General features: G+C 58.2%; 16 protein-coding genes. 7 read left to right on the forward strand and 9 right to left on the reverse strand.

Annotated elements, in window-relative coordinates; translation table 11 throughout:
• The first annotated feature begins 365 nt into the window (after positions 1 to 365).
• Both JMV15_RS01530 and grxD read left to right on the forward strand, forming a co-directional pair.
• The gene (locus JMV15_RS01530) at positions 366 to 2474 is read left to right on the forward strand and encodes a molybdopterin oxidoreductase family protein (RefSeq protein ID WP_014717140.1); all 2109 of its coding nucleotides are present in this window, start codon (positions 366 to 368) and stop codon (positions 2472 to 2474) included.
• 77 nt (positions 2475 to 2551) lie between these two features.
• Positions 2552 to 2890, forward strand: coding sequence for a Grx4 family monothiol glutaredoxin (grxD, locus tag JMV15_RS01535; RefSeq protein ID WP_054898038.1), 339 nt, complete (start codon positions 2552 to 2554; stop codon positions 2888 to 2890).
• Between the two features lie 78 nt (positions 2891 to 2968).
• On the opposite strand, the gene bfr is transcribed toward grxD, so the two are convergent.
• Both bfr and JMV15_RS01545 read right to left on the reverse strand, forming a co-directional pair.
• Positions 2969 to 3439 (reverse strand): bacterioferritin, encoded by a 471-nt coding sequence (gene bfr / locus JMV15_RS01540; protein ID WP_012722487.1) that lies wholly within the window; start codon positions 3437 to 3439, stop codon positions 2969 to 2971.
• A gap of 201 nt (positions 3440 to 3640) precedes the next feature.
• The gene (locus JMV15_RS01545) at positions 3641 to 3859 is read right to left on the reverse strand and encodes a bacterioferritin-associated ferredoxin (RefSeq protein WP_003188977.1); all 219 of its coding nucleotides are present in this window, start codon (positions 3857 to 3859) and stop codon (positions 3641 to 3643) included.
• Positions 3860 to 4102: 243 nt separating this feature from the next.
• On the opposite strand from JMV15_RS01545, the gene JMV15_RS01550 reads away from it, so the two are divergent.
• On the forward strand, positions 4103 to 4705 hold the full coding sequence (locus JMV15_RS01550) for a peroxiredoxin (protein ID WP_003172097.1): 603 nt from the start codon (positions 4103 to 4105) through the stop codon (positions 4703 to 4705).
• A 64-nt stretch (positions 4706 to 4769) separates the two neighbouring features.
• Here the strand turns inward: JMV15_RS01550 and rnt are convergent, their stop codons facing one another.
• Positions 4770 to 5441: a ribonuclease T gene (rnt, locus tag JMV15_RS01555; RefSeq protein ID WP_003188980.1), complete on the reverse strand. Its 672-nt coding sequence runs from the start codon at positions 5439 to 5441 to the stop codon at positions 4770 to 4772.
• Positions 5438 to 6484 (reverse strand): dihydroorotase, encoded by a 1047-nt coding sequence (gene pyrC / locus JMV15_RS01560; protein ID WP_014717142.1) that lies wholly within the window; start codon positions 6482 to 6484, stop codon positions 5438 to 5440. Before pyrC ends, rnt begins: the two co-directional genes overlap by 4 nt.
• Before the next feature lie 156 nt (positions 6485 to 6640).
• Here pyrC and JMV15_RS01565 point away from each other — a divergent pair, with 156 nt between their 5' ends.
• From JMV15_RS01565 to JMV15_RS01575, 3 genes are all read left to right on the forward strand, one after another.
• Positions 6641 to 7549: a flagellar protein MotY gene (locus tag JMV15_RS01565; protein WP_019817696.1), complete on the forward strand. Its 909-nt coding sequence runs from the start codon at positions 6641 to 6643 to the stop codon at positions 7547 to 7549.
• Between the two features lie 128 nt (positions 7550 to 7677).
• Positions 7678 to 8895: an argininosuccinate synthase gene (locus JMV15_RS01570; protein WP_003188984.1), complete on the forward strand. Its 1218-nt coding sequence runs from the start codon at positions 7678 to 7680 to the stop codon at positions 8893 to 8895.
• Positions 8896 to 9503: 608 nt separating this feature from the next.
• Positions 9504 to 10136 (forward strand): response regulator transcription factor, encoded by a 633-nt coding sequence (locus tag JMV15_RS01575; protein ID WP_003188986.1) that lies wholly within the window; start codon positions 9504 to 9506, stop codon positions 10134 to 10136.
• 83 nt (positions 10137 to 10219) lie between these two features.
• Here JMV15_RS01575 and JMV15_RS01580 read toward each other — a convergent pair whose 3' ends face one another.
• The 4 genes from JMV15_RS01580 to metG all read right to left on the reverse strand — a co-directional run bounded on the left by JMV15_RS01580 (position 10220) and on the right by metG (position 14316).
• A complete protein-coding gene (locus JMV15_RS01580) occupies positions 10220 to 10402 on the reverse strand; it encodes a PA3496 family putative envelope integrity protein (protein ID WP_014717144.1) in 183 nt (60 codons plus the stop codon).
• A gap of 107 nt (positions 10403 to 10509) precedes the next feature.
• Positions 10510 to 11148 carry an endonuclease III gene (gene nth, locus JMV15_RS01585; protein ID WP_003188989.1) on the reverse strand — a complete coding sequence of 213 codons (639 nt, stop codon included), beginning with the start codon at positions 11146 to 11148 and terminating at the stop codon, positions 10510 to 10512.
• 60 nt (positions 11149 to 11208) lie between these two features.
• The gene (rsxB, locus tag JMV15_RS01590; RefSeq protein ID WP_201491238.1) at positions 11209 to 12177 is read right to left on the reverse strand and encodes an electron transport complex subunit RsxB; all 969 of its coding nucleotides are present in this window, start codon (positions 12175 to 12177) and stop codon (positions 11209 to 11211) included.
• An 87-nt stretch (positions 12178 to 12264) separates the two neighbouring features.
• On the reverse strand, positions 12265 to 14316 hold the full coding sequence (gene metG, locus JMV15_RS01595; RefSeq protein WP_060767092.1) for a methionine--tRNA ligase: 2052 nt from the start codon (positions 14314 to 14316) through the stop codon (positions 12265 to 12267).
• Between the two features lie 173 nt (positions 14317 to 14489).
• On the opposite strand from metG, the gene apbC reads away from it, so the two are divergent.
• Complete coding sequence (gene apbC, locus JMV15_RS01600) at positions 14490 to 15584, forward strand: iron-sulfur cluster carrier protein ApbC (RefSeq protein WP_014717147.1); 1095 nt, start codon at positions 14490 to 14492, stop codon at positions 15582 to 15584.
• A 522-nt stretch (positions 15585 to 16106) separates the two neighbouring features.
• On the opposite strand, the gene fdxA is transcribed toward apbC, so the two are convergent.
• Positions 16107 to 16430 carry a ferredoxin FdxA gene (gene fdxA, locus JMV15_RS01605; protein ID WP_014717148.1) on the reverse strand — a complete coding sequence of 108 codons (324 nt, stop codon included), beginning with the start codon at positions 16428 to 16430 and terminating at the stop codon, positions 16107 to 16109.
• Positions 16431 to 16497: the final 67 nt, after the last annotated feature.

Below are 16497 nucleotides of genomic sequence, written 5' to 3' on the forward strand. Positions count from 1 at the left end.
TGCGGCGAAAGCCGCACGGGGCGACGAAATAGGGGAAGACGCGATATTGACATTAAATGTCGCGTTTTACCAATAGGGCTACGGCTTTAGGGATGTTCAAGCAGGGCGCTGGCGCGCGTTTGAAGACGATTTCCTGACAGCAGCGAGCCATTTGTACACTGGCGTCCAGGCCTTTTGCAATGCGCGGGGGCGGGCTTGGGCCAGGCCGCGTCGGTTTCAGCGCCTGCTGGCAAGGTTTCTGAAACATTTGCTCATGCTTAGCCATGCCCTGGCCTATGCCTGTCGATTCACAACGCGAAGGTTGCTGGCGCCCCAAGTGGTCGCGGCCCATAGTTGAGCCAAAGCCCCTATAAAAGAGACTGGCCATGACCAAGACTCTCCACCACCGTGCCTGCCACCTGTGCGAAGCCATCTGCGGCCTCACCCTGGAAACCACCCAAGGCGAAGACGGTCGCCTGGCGATCACCTCGATCAAGGGCGACCCTCTGGACAGTTTCAGTCGCGGCCACATCTGCCCCAAAGCCGTGGCCCTGCAGGACATCCAGAATGACCCGGACCGCCTGCACCAACCCATGCGGCGGGTGGGCAGCGAATGGCAGCCGATTGGCTGGGATGAAGCCTTTGCCCTGGTGGCCGAGCGGCTTGCGGGTATCCAGGCGCGGCATGGGCAGAACGCGGTGGCGGTGTATCAGGGCAACCCAAGCGTGCATAACTATGGGTTGATGACCCACAGCAACTACTTTCTAGGGCTGTTGAAGACGCGCAATCGCTTTTCCGCGACCTCGGTAGACCAGTTGCCTCATCACCTCACCAGCCACCTGATGTACGGCCACGGCCTGTTGTTGCCCATCCCCGACATCGACCAGACCGACTTCATGTTGATCCTCGGCGGCAACCCGCTGGCCTCCAATGGCAGCATCATGACCGTGCCCGATGTGGAAAAACGCCTCAAGGCCATCCAGGCGCGGGGCGGAAAAGTGGTGGTGGTCGACCCGCGGCGCAGCGAGACGGCAGCCATCGCCGACCAGCACGTATTCGTACGCCCCGGCGGCGATGCGGCGTTGTTGTTTGGGGTGCTCAACACGTTGTTCACAGAAGGGCTGACACGCGACAGCCATTTGCCGGTGGAAGGCCTGGATGATGTACGCAAGGCGATTGCCGGCTTCGATGCCGAGGCCATGAGCCGCCAGTGTGCGGTGCCTGCCGAGCAGATCCGCCAGTTGGCCAGGGACTTCGCCGGCGCTGACAAGGCCGTTTGTTATGGCCGCATGGGGGTCTCGACCCAGGCGTTTGGCACGCTGTGCCATTGGCTGGTGCAACTGATCAACCTGGTGACCGGCAATCTGGACCGCGTCGGCGGCGCGCTCTGCACCAGCCCCGCGGTGGACCTGGTGGCCTCCACCAGCGGCGGCCATTTCAACCGCTGGCAGAGCCGCGTGTCCGGACGCCCGGAGTACGGTGGAGAACTGCCGGTGTCGGCGCTGGCCGAAGAAATGCTGACCGAGGGTGAAGGGCAGATCCGCGCCCTCGTGACGGTGGCCGGCAACCCGGTGCTGTCCACACCTAACGGTCGCCAATTGGAGCAAGCACTGGACGGGTTGGAATTCATGGTCAGCATCGACCTGTATATCAACGAGACCACGCGTTATGCCGACCTGATCTTGCCCTCCACCTCGGCGCTGGAAAACGATCACTACGACACCACCTTCAATCTGTTTGCGGTGCGCAATGTCACGCGTTTCAATCGTGCCATCCTGCCCAAGCCTGAGGGGGCGTTGCATGACTGGGAGATTTTTGTCGGCTTGGCCAAGGCGTTTGCGGCGCACACTGGCGCGGTGCTCAAGCCCACCCTGCCACCGGCACAGATGATCGACTTCGGCCTGCGTGCGGGCGCCTATGGTGACGCATCCAGTCATAAACTGTCGGTGGCCATGCTGGCGGATCATCCCCATGGCGTGGACCTGGGGCCGCTCAAGCCCAACCTCGGGGCACGTTTGAAAACCGCGGATGGCAAGGTGCAAGCGGCACCGGCCGTGATCCTGGCAGACCTGGCGCGTTTCACCGCGCAGCCGTTGCCGGTGGCCGACGAACTGCTATTGATTGGCAGGCGGCATGTGCGCAGCAATAATTCCTGGATGCATAACTATCACCGGCTGGTGAAGGGTAAGCCACGCCATCAACTGCTGATGCACCCCGATGATCTGGCTAGCCGTCAGTTGAGCGATGGCCAGCGGGTGCGGGTGAGTTCGCGTATCGGTATGGTCGAAGTGGAAGTAGCGGCCAGCACGGACATGATGCCGGGTGTGGTCAGCTTGCCTCACGGCTGGGGCCACGGTCGCCCGGGCGTGCAGATGAGCATCGCGAGCAACCAGCCGGGGGCGAGTGCCAATGACTTGACCGACGAGCGGCAATTGGATGAGTTGTCGGGTAATGCGGCGCTCAATGGCGTACCGGTGAAGGTGGCGGCGGCCTGAGCATCCTGCTGGATTTTTGCGTTACAATGCGCCACCGTGCCGACCCGTGAGTCGCAAAGTTCCTGCAGAGGTGTTCCATGGATATCATCGAAACGATCAAAGAGCAGATTGCCAACAACACCATTCTGCTTTACATGAAAGGCGCTCCAAACGCGCCTCAGTGCGGTTTCTCCGCGAAAGCGTCCCAGGCAGTCATGGCATGTGGCGAGAAGTTCGCTTACGTGGATATCCTGCAAAACCCCGAGATCCGCGCCAACCTGCCAAAGTACGCCAACTGGCCGACTTTCCCGCAGTTGTGGGTAGCCGGTGAGCTGGTTGGCGGTAGCGACATCATCACTGAAATGGCAGCTGATGGTTCGCTGCAAGCGCTGATCAAAGACGCAGCGCAAAAAGCAGCAGTCAAGACTGACGCCTAATTGGCGAACAATAAAAAAGCCCCGCTTCTCACAAGAGAGCGGGGCTTTTTTTGAGCTTTTCTTTAGGAGCGAGCGCAGTTATTCGCCCATCTGCGATTGCAGGTAATTCTCCAGGCTGACCTTGTCGATCAGGCCCAACTGGGTTTCAAGCCAGTCGATATGCTCTTCCTGATCTTCCAGGATATCTTCCAGCAGTTCACGGCTGCCGAAATCGCCCTTGGTTTCGCAGTGAGCGATAGCGGCTTTCAGATCGCTGTGGCTCTTGCGCTCGAAGCCCAGGTCGCTGCTGATCATTTCCTGGGTGTGCTCGCCGATGTTCAGCTTGCCCAAGTCCTGTACGTTCGGCAGGCCTTCCAGGAACAGGATGCGCTTGATCAGCGCGTCGGCGTCCTTCATGGCCTTGATCGACTCTTTGTATTCACGCTTGCCGAGCTTTTCCAGGCCCCAATCGTCGTACATGCGCGCATGCAGAAAGTACTGATTGATCGCGACCAGTTCATTGGCAAGGATTTTGTTGAGTTGCTGGATGACTGAGATGTCGCCTTTCATGACTGGGGTCCTGCCCTGTAATAGCTGTGTATAGGGCGGAGTCTGAGCGGTGAAAATCCTAGTGTCAAACCTAAGTTATTGAATAATAAATGAAAATTAATCGGAATAAGAATGTTTGTGTTCCGCGTCTTGGCGCTAACTATTTGAATTGATGGCATAAAAAAACCGGACACTAGGTCCGGTTCTTCAAAACATGCCTATTCAGGCGTGTTTAAATTCTGCTGGGTAGGGGAGCGCGGCCTGGGCTGTTTGCAGCTGCGTCAGGGTTTCCCGTACCACTTGCTTGGCCAGGCAAGCACATTTGCCGCACTGGCTGGCAACGCCGGTGGTTTCACGCACTTCTTTGTAGCTGCAGCAACCTTCATAGATTGCTTCGCGGATTTGTCCGTCGGTGACGCCAGTGCAGAGGCAGACATACATAAGTGAGAACCGTCGCGGGTTTATGGCTTAAGTGCGATGGATCTTAATGTTAACGAGAATGATTGTCAAAATAGTTTCAGCAGCAATCCGGGGGGAATTGCCCGTGCGCTGACGAACGGTTTTTTCGGTGTATGATGGTCGGTCTTCACGAAGCGTGATTGCGTCATATTTCTGTCTGTTTCCACAGGCAGACTCGACCGGTCCTTTTACTTCAATCGTCACCCCTATATCAGGAGATATCCAATGAGCGTACTCGTCGGTAAACAAGCCCCGGATTTCGACGTACCAGCCGTCCTCGGCAATGGCGAAATCGTAGACAGCTTCAAGCTGTCTGAAGCCATCAAAGGCAAATACGGCCTGGTGTTCTTCTACCCGCTGGACTTCACCTTCGTCTGCCCTTCGGAGCTGATCGCCCTGGACCACCGCATGGACGATTTCAAGGCGCGCAACGTTGAAGTGGTCGCGGTTTCCATCGACTCCCATTTCACCCACAACGCCTGGCGCAACACCGCCATCAATGACGGCGGTATCGGTAAAGTCAAATACACCATGGCTGCCGACATGAAGCACGACATCGCCAAGGCCTACGACGTTGAGTCCGAAGGCGGCGTGGCGTTCCGTGGCGCGTTCCTCATCGATGACAAGGGCGTTGTGCGCTCGCAGATCATCAACGACCTGCCGCTGGGCCGTAACATGGAAGAGCTGATCCGCCTGGTCGACGCGCTGCAATTCCACGAAGAGCACGGCGAAGTCTGCCCTGCCAACTGGAAAAAAGGCGACAAAGGCATGAACGCTTCGCCAGAAGGCGTTGCGGCTTACCTGACCGAGAACGCTGGCAAGCTGTAAGCCAACGTCACGGTAAAAAAAACCGGCCTGAAAAGGCCGGTTTTTTTATGCGCGGGATTTGACTTCAGTCGTTGAAGTCTTCCCAGCCGCCCATCTGCTTCCAGCGGTTGACGATGCCGCAGAACAGCTCGGCGGTCTTCTCGGTGTCGTAGCGGGCCGAGTGGGCTTCACGCCCGTCAAAGTCGATACCGGCCGCCTGGCAGGCTTTGGCCAGAACGGTCTGACCGTAGGCCAGGCCGGCAAGCGTTGCGGTGTCGAAACTGGAGAACGGATGAAACGGGTTGCGCTTCATGTCCAACCGCGCCACGGCGGCGTTCAGGAAGCCCAGGTCGAAACTGCTGTTGTGGCCGACCAGGATCGCACGTTTGCAGCCATTGGCCTTCAATGCCTTGCGCACGCCACGGAAGATGTCGGTCAGCGCCGCTTCTTCACTTACCGCCATGCGCAGTGGGTGGTCGAGCTTGATCCCGGTGAATTCCAGGGCAGCGGCTTCGATATTGGCGCCTTCAAACGGCTCGACGCGAAAGAAATGGGTGTGCTCCGGGTACACAAAGCCCTGTTCGTCCATGCCGATGGTGGTTGCGGCAATTTCCAGCAAGGCATCGGTGGCGCAGTTGAAACCACCGGTTTCTACGTCGATGACGACCGGCAGATAGCCGCGAAAACGCTCGGCCATCGGATGGCGCGAGCCACCACCGCCGTGCTCTTGTTCGTCGTCGTAATGGTCTTCACTCACTTGCTTTCCTCCAGCAGGCGCCAGCGCAGTGTTTCACCGGCGCGCAGCGGGATAACGGTCAGCTCGCCAAACGGCAGGCTGGCAGGGGCGGTCCAGTCTTCACGAACCAGGGTAATGCGGTCGGTATTCGCCGGCAGGCCGTAGAAACGCGGGCCGTTGAGGCTGGCGAAACCTTCGAGCTTGTCCAGAGCATTACGTTGTTCAAACGCTTCGGCGTACAACTCGATGGCGGCAAACGCGGTGTAGCAGCCGGCGCAGCCGCATGCGGCTTCCTTGGCGTGCTGGGCGTGGGGCGCCGAGTCGGTGCCGAGGAAGAACTTCGGGTTGCCGCTGGTGGCGGCATCCAGCAGGGCTACCTGATGGGTGTTGCGTTTGAGGATCGGCAGGCAGTAGAAGTGCGGCCGAATCCCGCCCACCAGCATGTGGTTGCGGTTGTAGAGCAGGTGATGGGCCGTGATGGTCGCGCCAACGTTGGCCGACGCCTCGCTGACGAACTGCACCGCATCGGCGGTGGTGATGTGTTCAAACACCACCTTGAGCGTGGGGAACAGCTCGACCACACGACGCATGTGTTCATCGATGAAGATTTTTTCGCGATCGAACACGTCCACATCGCCACGGGTGACTTCCCCGTGGATCAGCAATGGCATGCCGACCTCCGCCATGGCTTCGATTGCCGGCAGGATCTTATCGATGCTGGTCACGCCGGAATCGGAGTTGGTGGTCGCGCCTGCCGGGTACAGCTTGGCGGCGTGCACGTAACCGCTGGCCTTGGCTTCACGGATTTCTTCAGGCTGGGTGCGGTCGGTGAGGTAGAGCACCATCAACGGTTCGAAGCGGCTGCCGGCCGGTCGCGCAGCGAGGATGCGCTGGCGATAGGCGTCGGCTTCTGCGGCATTGCGCACCGGAGGTACGAGGTTAGGCATGATGATGGCGCGGCCAAACGTGCGCGCGACATCGGCCACGGTTTGAGGTAACGCAGCACCATCGCGAAGATGAATATGCCAGTCGTCGGGACGCAGCAGGGTCAGGCGGTCGGACATTGGGGATTCCAGGCGGGTCAATCTGGTGGGAATGCTACCGGAAAAGACTCTTGCAGGCACTCGCTATCAAGTTTTGCCGGATGCTACCGATATCTCCGGGTATGCCTTAACGATGTATGACGCTTTGAAGTGTTGTAGAAACCAGTGGAGCCTCCCGTGCGCCAGTATTATCTAGCCCTGCTCAGTGTGTTCGCCAGCCTGCCTGCGGCTGCCCTCACGTTCCAGACACGTCTGGAGAATATTGAGTGGAAGGTAGAGGGCGATCAGTTCGAGTGCCGCCTGACCCAGCCGATCAGCGATTTCGGTTCCGGTGAATTCGTACGCCGGGCCGGCGAACAGGCGACGTTTCGTCTGAAAACCTATGGCGGCACCCTTGGCGCCGGCTCGGCAACCTTATTGGCCGCGGCCGCGCCGTGGCAGCCGGGCCGAGGTGATATCAACCTTGGAGCCGTGCGTGTCGGCAGCGGCGACGTCCTGTTCAATAGCTCCCAGGCCCAGGCCGGCCGCCTGTTCACGGGTTTGCTTGAAGGGCGCAGCCCGACCGTGCGGCATTACGGGCGTCAAGGCGGCTACTCGGAAATTCGCCTGCTGCCTGTGAAGTTCAACAAGGCGTACAACGATTATCAGGTGTGCACCACCAAGCTGCTGCCCATGAATTACGACCAGGTCAAACAGACTGAAGTGGGCTTCCCCGGTGGTGGTATTGAGCTGGACGCGGCGGCCAAGAAGAAGTTGTCGGTGATCCTGGCATTCATGAAAGCCGATCCCACGGTCAATCATGTCGAGTTGAACGGTCATTCCGATAACAGTGGCAATCGCCTGACCAACCGTGACGTCTCACGGCGCCGCGCCCTGGCGGTGATGGACTACTTCAAGGCCAACGGCATTCAGGAATCGCAAATCACGATGCGCTTCCATGGCGAAAGCTACCCCTTGGCGCCCAACACCAATGCCGCCAACCGTGCGCGTAACCGCCGTGTGAATATTCAGCTGGAGCGCGTGGCTGCCCCCGAGAAACCGGCGCCCCAGACCATTGCGCCAAGCAACCCGGCGGCTACCTCATAAGGGCGACCATCGGTCGCCCACTCGACATAATCTGTCGCTTTATCTTCATTTGCTGTCGCGCCCCTGTAATTTCACGGTTTTGATCGGTAGAATCGTCGCCTTTCCGTACAACCCCGTGGAGTGATGGCATGGCCGACGTAAACAAGGTCGTTCTCGCGTATTCCGGCGGCCTGGACACTTCGGTGATCCTCAAGTGGCTGCAGGATACTTATAACTGTGAAGTGGTGACCTTCACCGCTGACCTGGGTCAGGGTGAAGAGGTCGAGCCTGCACGTGCCAAGGCGCAAGCCATGGGCGTGAAAGAGATCTACATTGACGACCTGCGCGAAGAGTTCGTCCGCGATTTCGTCTTCCCGATGTTTCGCGCCAACACTGTCTACGAAGGTGAGTACCTGCTGGGTACCTCCATCGCACGTCCACTGATCGCCAAGCGCCTGATCGAGATCGCCAACGAAACCGGCGCCGACGCCATTTCCCATGGCGCCACCGGCAAGGGCAACGACCAGGTCCGTTTCGAACTGGGTGCGTACGCACTCAAGCCAGGGGTGAAAGTCATTGCGCCGTGGCGGGAATGGGACCTGCTGTCCCGTGAAAAGCTGATGGATTACGCTGAAAAGCACGCCATCCCGATCGAGCGCCACGGCAAGAAGAAGTCGCCGTACTCAATGGACGCCAACCTGCTGCACATCTCCTATGAAGGCGGCGTGCTGGAAGACACCTGGACCGAGCACGAAGAAGACATGTGGAAATGGACCGTCTCCCCGGAGAACGCTCCAGACAAGGCGCAGTACCTGGAACTGACTTACCGCAACGGCGACATCGTTGCGCTGGACGGCGTTGAAATGACCCCGGCCACCGTACTGGCGACCCTGAACCGTATCGGCGGTCAGCATGGTATCGGCCGTCTCGACATCGTCGAGAACCGTTACGTGGGCATGAAGTCCCGTGGCTGCTACGAAACCCCAGGTGGCACCATCATGCTGCGCGCCCACCGCGCCATCGAATCCATCACCCTGGACCGCGAAGTCGCTCACCTCAAAGACGAGCTGATGCCCAAGTACGCCAGCCTGATCTACACCGGTTACTGGTGGAGCCCTGAGCGTCTGATGCTGCAACAGATGATCGACGCCTCCCAGGCTCATGTGAACGGTGTTGTGCGCCTGAAGCTGTACAAGGGCAACGTGATCGTCACCGGCCGCAAGTCCGATGAGTCGCTGTTCGACTCCAACATCGCCACCTTCGAAGAAGACGGCGGGGCCTACAATCAGGCGGACGCGGCAGGCTTCATCAAGTTGAACGCACTGCGCATGCGCATTGCTGCCAACAAGGGCCGCTCGTTGTTCTGAACCGTGCGCCTGTCGTGAAAAATGGCCCCTTATGCAAGGGGCCATTTTTTTTGCCTGGATTTTAGATGTCGCACTGTTTATTAGCGTTTAGCGTGTGTTTAAGGTTTTTTCGTAACTTGCGCAATTATTTACCGGTTTATCTTTTTTTAAGGCTGAAACATTTTTTACATCTGGGGAGGAACTATGTCTGACAGAAAATTCACTCATGTAGTTGCAATGGAGATGTGAGTTGTTGAATTTTCTGTAGGAATTGCGGAAGTGTTGAAATATGTTAAATGGAACTAATGCGGACGGTTTTTCCGGGTCGGTTTGCGGGCGTCATTGCGACAAGCAAGGGGCATTTCCTGAAAGTCTTGTGCGGCACGTTTACCTTCAGGGGCTCATGCCCCAGACATTTCACTCAAAATATGTGCGCGCCGGGAAAGGTCTGAAAGCAACCATAAAGCTACATGCATCTAAGTTGGCGAGTTTTTGTAGGTTAATTCCTATCTTCTTGTGGGTTGGGTCTCTGCCTGCTCTTGCTCGGGGTGGAATGCTATGCCAACTAGTAATCGACTAGGCTATTGTGTTTGCTCTAAATAATTCGAACAGCGAAATTGGACTTTCTCATGAATAAAGTGCTGATCGTGGATGATCATCCCGTCATTCGTCTTGCTGTGCGCATGCTAATGGAGCGTCATGGTTATGAGGTCGTTGCCGAGACTGATAACGGTGTCGATGCGTTGCAACTTGCACGGGAACATATGCCGGATATTGTGATACTGGATATCGGAATCCCCAAGCTCGACGGCTTGGAAGTTATTTGTCGGCTGGCTTCGACCAAGCAAGCCGTCTCGTTCAAGGTGCTGGTGCTGACGTCCCAGGCGCCTGGCCATTTTTCCATGCGCTGCATGCAGGCGGGTGCCGCCGGCTATGTGTGCAAGCAGCAGGATCTGACAGAGTTGCTCAGTGCCATCAAGGCGGTGCTTTCCGGCTATAGCTATTTCCCGAACCAGGCGCTCAACTCAGTGCGGTCAACCATGGGCAATGCCAGTGAAGCCGACATGGTCGAACGCTTATCGGGGCGGGAGATGATGGTGCTGCAGCAACTGGCCCGTGGCAAAACCAACAAGGAGATTGCCGATGGCATGTTCCTCAGCAACAAAACCGTCAGTACCTACAAGACGCGCTTGCTGCTCAAGCTCAATGCCAGGTCCCTCGTGGACTTGATCGAACTGGCCCAGCGCAACGGCCTGGTCTAGGAGGATATTGCATCTCTTGAATACCCGTGTAACCGGCAGAAAAAAGCCTCCGTCAGGGAGGCTTCCGGCCGCCAACGGCTCGATCAGAGATCGAAGTCGTAATCGGCCAGCTGTTTTTGCAAGCGTCGCTCTTCCAGAAGATTGTCGATAGTGCGGCGTTTGCTTAAATTGGTCTTGGCCACCTCTGCCACAGGTGCCTCTACCACATCGTCATCCGACTCAACGAGGTCGTCTTCCACTTCCAGTTGTTCGTTGCCAGCGCTCATAAGGTCAACTCCAGGCTAAGACTGCCGTTGGGGCTCCTTATAGCGATAATCCGCGAACGGGTAAAAAAGATTTTTTCAATCGCCTGATCACAAAAAGCAATGATCGCTCAATCGTCGGAGGTCTTGTCCTTGTATTCGCACAAGTCTTCGATACGGCAGCTGCCGCAGCGCGGCTTGCGGGCCTGGCAAACGTAGCGTCCGTGCAGGATCAGCCAATGGTGGGAGTCGAGCAAATAGGGCTTGGGCACGAACTTCATCAATTGCTTTTCCACCTCAACCACATTCTTGCCCCGTGCAATGCCGGTTCGGTTGCTGACGCGGAAAATGTGCGTGTCCACCGCCATGGTCAACTGCCGAAACGCCGTATTGAGCACCACGTTCGCCGTTTTGCGGCCCACGCCTGGCAAGGCTTCGAGGGCTTCGCGGGTTTGTGGCACCTCACCCCCATGCAGCTCCAACAACAGGCGGCACGTTTCGATCACATTCTTGGCCTTGCTGTTATACAGGCCGATGGTTTTGATGTATTCGGACAAGCCTTCCACACCCAGGGCGTAAATCGCGGCGGGTGTATTGGCCACGGGGTACAACTTCGCCGTGGCCTTGTTAACGCCTACGTCTGTGGATTGAGCCGATAGGATCACCGCAATCAGTAATTCGAACGGTGAGGAGTAGGCCAGTTCGGTTTTCGGTTCCGGATTGTCTTCGTGAAACCTGCGGAAGATTTCCAGGCGTTTTGCGGCATTCATAGGGACAGGCGTTTCCTTGCAGGCGGTCGGCGTGATGTTAGCAATACACAGCGCACTGGGTCAGCCGTTGGCCTCGGCATCTTGCAGCGTTTGCTCGGCAGCATTCAATGCGGCTTTCAAGGTTGCCAATTGATGCTCGTCGGCATGGTGATCCTGAGCCTTTTTCAACGCTGCACGGCGCATGGCCAGCTGGATTTGTGCGCGCTTGAACTCGGCGCTTTTAGTGGTCGTCTTTGGTGGCTGCGGTGAGCTGTTGGCCTCCAGTGCGGCAAGCGCCTGCTCGGATGCCTCGAACTGTCGCTGCAGCATAATCAATTGCGACTGTTGCTCAAAGGTCGGCGGATGCCCAAACGCTTTCAAGGATTTGTGCAACTGAGCGCGACTCATGGCGACGCTGCTTTTGGCCTGCTTGATCGCAGCGTCCTGAGCGGCCTGAGTGTTATCAACCGGTGCCACCTCCATCGGCGCTGTGCGCTTGGCTCGTGCCAGGCGTTCGGCGAGCTTGTAGGCTTCTTCACGTTGCAGGCGGGCGTTACGTTGCTCGAAGCGCCGCCGCGCCCGGTTGCGTTTGCGGTCGCGTACACGCCGTTCATCATCGTTGCTGGCCAAGTCACCGACGATAGGCAGAACGTCAGCAAGTGGGCGCATCTCGATACAGTCGACAGGGCAAGGCGCAACGCACAGGTCGCAACCGGTGCACTCGTCGACAATCACGGTGTGCATCAACTTGGCGGCACCCACAATGGCGTCCACCGGGCAGGCCTGGATGCATTTGGTACAGCCGATGCATTCGGCCTCGCGGATATAGGCGACTTGCGCAGGCGCATCTCCACGGCTGGTGTCCAGCTCCAGTACCGGCAGGCGCAGCAGTTGCGCGAGCCCGGCAATGGTTTCCTGCCCACCGGGCGGGCACTTGTTGATGGCTTCGCCTTTAGCGATGCCTTCTGCGTAGGGCTTGCAGCCCGGGTGCCCGCACTTGCCGCATTGAGTCTGCGGCAGCAGCGCGTCGATACGTTGAATGAGGTTCATGCTGTGATCATAGCGTTGATGCCCGGTCCAGGGAGGAGGGCAAGCTGAGAAGCCCCGCTGTAGCAACAGCGGGGCATTTTGCAGAGGTTACTTGATGCGTTGACCCGGCTTGGCACCGCTGTCCGGGCTCAGCAGGTAGATTTCTTCGCCGCCAGGGCCCGCAGCCATCACCATGCCTTCGGAAATGCCAAACTTCATTTTTCGTGGCTTGAGGTTGGCGATCATCATGGTCAGGCGACCATCGAGCTTGGACGGGTCCGGGTAAGCGCTCTTGATGCCGGAGAACACGTTGCGCTGTTCGTCACCGATATCCAGCGTCAGGCGCAGCAGCTTGTCGGCGCCTTCCACGGCCTCGGCCTTGATGATCAGCGCCACGCGCAGGTCCACGGCAGCAAAGGCGTCGAAATCGATTTCCGGGGAAATCGGGTCCTTGACCAGCTCGCCATTGCCCGCCGGCGCGGATTGGCCGGTATCGGTCTGGCTGGCCACCAGGTCTTCTTTCGAAGCATCGGTCATGGCCTGGACTTTCACCGGGTCAATCCGGGTCATCAAGGGCTTGAACGCGTTCAACTGATGATTACCGAGCAAGGTGGTGTGATCGTTCCAGCTCAACGGCGCCACGTTGAGGAACGCCTCGGCATCGGCGGCCAGCAATGGCAGCACCGGCTTGAGGAAGATCACCAACTGACGGAACAGGTTGACCCCGGTGGCGCAGATCGCCTGAACCTCCGCTTCCTTGCCTTCCTGCTTGTTCAGCGACCATGGCGCCTTGTCGGCGATCCAGGCGTTGGCGCGGTCGGCCAGGCCCATGATCTCGCGCATGGCGCGGGCAAAGTCGCGGGCTTCATAAGCGTCGGCGATGCTCGGCGCGGCGGCCAGGAAGGCGTCGGTCAGTTCCGGTGCGGCGTTCTCGGCTACCAGTACACCGGCGTTGCCCTTGTGGATGAACCCGGCGCAACGGCTGGCGATGTTGACGACTTTACCTACAAGGTCCGAGTTGACCTTCTGTACGAAGTCTTCCAGGTTCAGGTCCAGGTCGTCCACACCACGGCCCAGCTTGGATGCGTAGTAATAGCGCAGGTATTCCGGCGACAGATGGTCCAGGTAGGTGCGCGCCTTGATAAAGGTGCCACGGGACTTGGACATTTTCTGGCCGTTGACCGTCAGGTAGCCGTGCACGGCGATGCCGGTCGGCTTGCGGTAGCCCGAGCCTTCAAGCATTGCCGGCCAGAACAGCGCGTGGAAGTTGACGATGTCCTTGCCGATGAAGTGGTACAGCTCGGCGGTGGAGTCCTTGCCCCAGAACGCGTCGAAGTCCAACTGCGGGGTGCGGTCGCACAGGTTCTTGAAGCTGGCCATGTAGCCGATCGGCGCGTCCAGCCATACATAGAAATACTTGCCTGGCTCGCCCGGAATCTCGAAGCCGAAGTACGGCGCGTCGCGGGAGATGTCCCACTGCTGCAGGCCACTGTCGAGCCATTCGGAGAGTTTGTTGGCCACGGCGTCCTGCAAGGTGCCGCTGCGCGTCCAGGTTTGCAGCATTTGCTGGAAATCCGGGAGCTTGAAGAAGAAGTGCTGCGAGTCCTTGAGCACCGGCGTGGCGCCGGAGATCGCTGACTTGGGATCCTTCAAGTCGGTCGGTGCGTAGGTCGCACCACATTTTTCGCAGTTGTCGCCGTACTGGTCTTCGGTGCCGCATTTCGGGCAGGTGCCCTTGATGAAACGGTCGGCCAGGAACATTTTCTTTTCCGGGTCGAAATACTGGGTCACCGAACGTTGGTCGATGTGCCCGGCTTCCTTCAACCGCAGGTAGATCTGGCTCGACAGCTCGCGGTTTTCGTCGGAGTGGGTCGAGTGAAAATTGTCGAAGTCCACCAGGAACTCGGCAAAGTCGGCGCTGTGTTCAGCCTGCACATTGGCGATCAGCTGTTCCGGGGTGATGCCTTCCTTTTCGGCGCGCAACATGATGGCCGAACCGTGGGCGTCGTCCGCGCAGACATAAATGCATTGATTGCCGCGATGCTTCTGGAAGCGCACCCACATATCGGTCTGGATGTACTCAAGCATATGGCCAAGATGGATCGAACCATTGGCATAGGGCAGGGCGCTGGTGACGAGGATCTTGCGTGGCTCGGACATGGGGCTCGGCTACTTGATGAAACGGAGGTCGGCCACTATAAAGCGCCGGGAAATTTATTTCACCCCGTGACGCTGTTTCAGAATCTTCCGTACCTTCGAAAGCATGCCGTTCGGCGGCTGGAACGGTTAGGATAGCCGCCTGTTTCAGTCAGTCTTTTTTTCGGGAGTAGCCCATGAGCGCCGTCAATCGCGCAGCGGTGGAAGCCGTTCTTCGCCAGTACACCGACCCCTATTTGAACCAGGACCCGGTCAGTGCCGGCTGTGTACGTGCCATCGAGGTCCAGGGCGACCAGGTGTCGGTGCAGTTGCAACTGGGTTATGCCGCGGGCCTGTTCAAAAGCGGTTGGGCGCAGATGCTGCAAATGGCTATCGAGGGCCTCGACGGTGTGGGTTCGGCCAAGGTCGACATCCAATGCGTGATCACGCCGCACAAGGCCCAGGCGCAGATCCCGGGTCTGGCCAACGTCAAGAATGTGGTGGCGGTGGCTTCCGGCAAGGGTGGCGTGGGTAAATCCACCACCGCGGCCAACCTGGCCCTGGCCTTGGCCCGGGAAGGGGCGCGCGTGGGCATTCTCGATGCCGATATCTACGGGCCGAGCCAGGGCGTGATGTTCGGCATCGCCGAAGGCACACGGCCGAAGGTCAAGGATCAGAAATGGTTTGTACCGATCGAGTCGCTGGGTGTGGAAGTGATGTCCATGGCGTTTCTCACCGATGACAACACACCGATGGTCTGGCGCGGGCCGATGGTCTCCGGTGCGTTGCTGCAACTGGTCACACAAACAGCTTGGGGCGACCTCGACTACCTGGTGATCGACATGCCGCCAGGCACCGGCGACATTCAACTGACCCTGGCGCAGAAAGTGCCGGTGGCCGGTGCGGTGATTGTCACCACGCCTCAGGACCTGGCGCTGCTGGACGCCAGGAAAGGTGTGGAGATGTTCCGCAAGGTCAACATCCCGGTGCTGGGCGTCGTGGAAAACATGGCGGTGCACATCTGTTCCAACTGCGGGCATGCCGAGCATCTGTTCGGTGAAGGTGGGGGAGAGAAGCTGGCTACTCAATATGGCGTTGAACTGCTGGCATCGCTGCCATTGGCGATGGAGATTCGCGAGCAGGCCGATGGTGGCAAACCTACCGTCGCGGCAGAGGCCGATGGGCAGATCGCGATGATCTATCAGGAATTGGCCCGTCACGTCGGTGCGCGGATTGTTTTGCAGGAAGCGACGGCGCCGGCAATGCCGACCATTACCGTGAGCGACGATTGATTAGGCTTTAACGGTTACGCGAAAAGCCTGACGATCCGTGGTGCTCTCAGGTTTTTCGCGAGCGAGCTCGCTCCTACAGGTGGGGCGCCAAAAGGGCTTGTTGCTACTTTGCGCAATGCACGTGTAAGCATTCGCTTACTTTTTCGTAAGTGTTTGGTTTTTTTAGCGGTTGCGTACGTCTTGAATCGACGAAGCTATTATCTATCTATTTGAAAAATAACGATTATTTTCATGCTGGCGAGCGGCAACGTTTGTCAGCCCGCCGTGGGGATCGCGTTGAACTTCCCTTGGAACGCTCTAACATCAGCCCTGTGTCCACGGATTGGCACAGCCATCAAGGAACGATGGTTTGAAGGAACGTCGCAGGATGCGATTCATCAGGATGATGAAAAGGAATACAGGGACTAGGGAAAAAATGTGGGCGGGTCATACCGCCCCTTTTTTTGCCTGTAGAAAAGTGAACCCAGGCACCCGAACGCAAAAAAGGCCCTCAAGGGCCTTTTTTTGTTGGGCAGTGGCGCTTTAGCGCTCTAGTTGCTCAATCTTGTTGGGCTTGCCATCCCATTCGGCGGCGTCCGGCATCGGATCTTTGCGCTCAGTGATGTTTGGCCAGATGTCTGCCAACTCGACGTTCAACTGAATGAATTGCTCCATGCCCGCAGGCACTTCGTCCTCGGAGAAAATCGCGACGGCCGGGCATTCTGGTTCACACAGGGCGCAGTCGATGCACTCATCCGGGTGGATAACCAGGAAATTCGGGCCTTCGTAGAAGCAGTCCACCGGACAGACTTCTACGCAGTCGGTGTACTTGCACTTGATGCAGTTGTCGGTGACGACGAAGGTCATTTCTAATTTTCTCCTCAGGCGGCGGCAGCGAAACCCCTTGTGGTGGGGTTCGCGAGGTTTGAGAGCG

The sequence above is a fragment of the Pseudomonas paracarnis genome, from assembly GCF_904063055.1.
In the GTDB taxonomy this organism is placed as follows: Bacteria; Pseudomonadota; Gammaproteobacteria; order Pseudomonadales; family Pseudomonadaceae; genus Aquipseudomonas; species Aquipseudomonas paracarnis.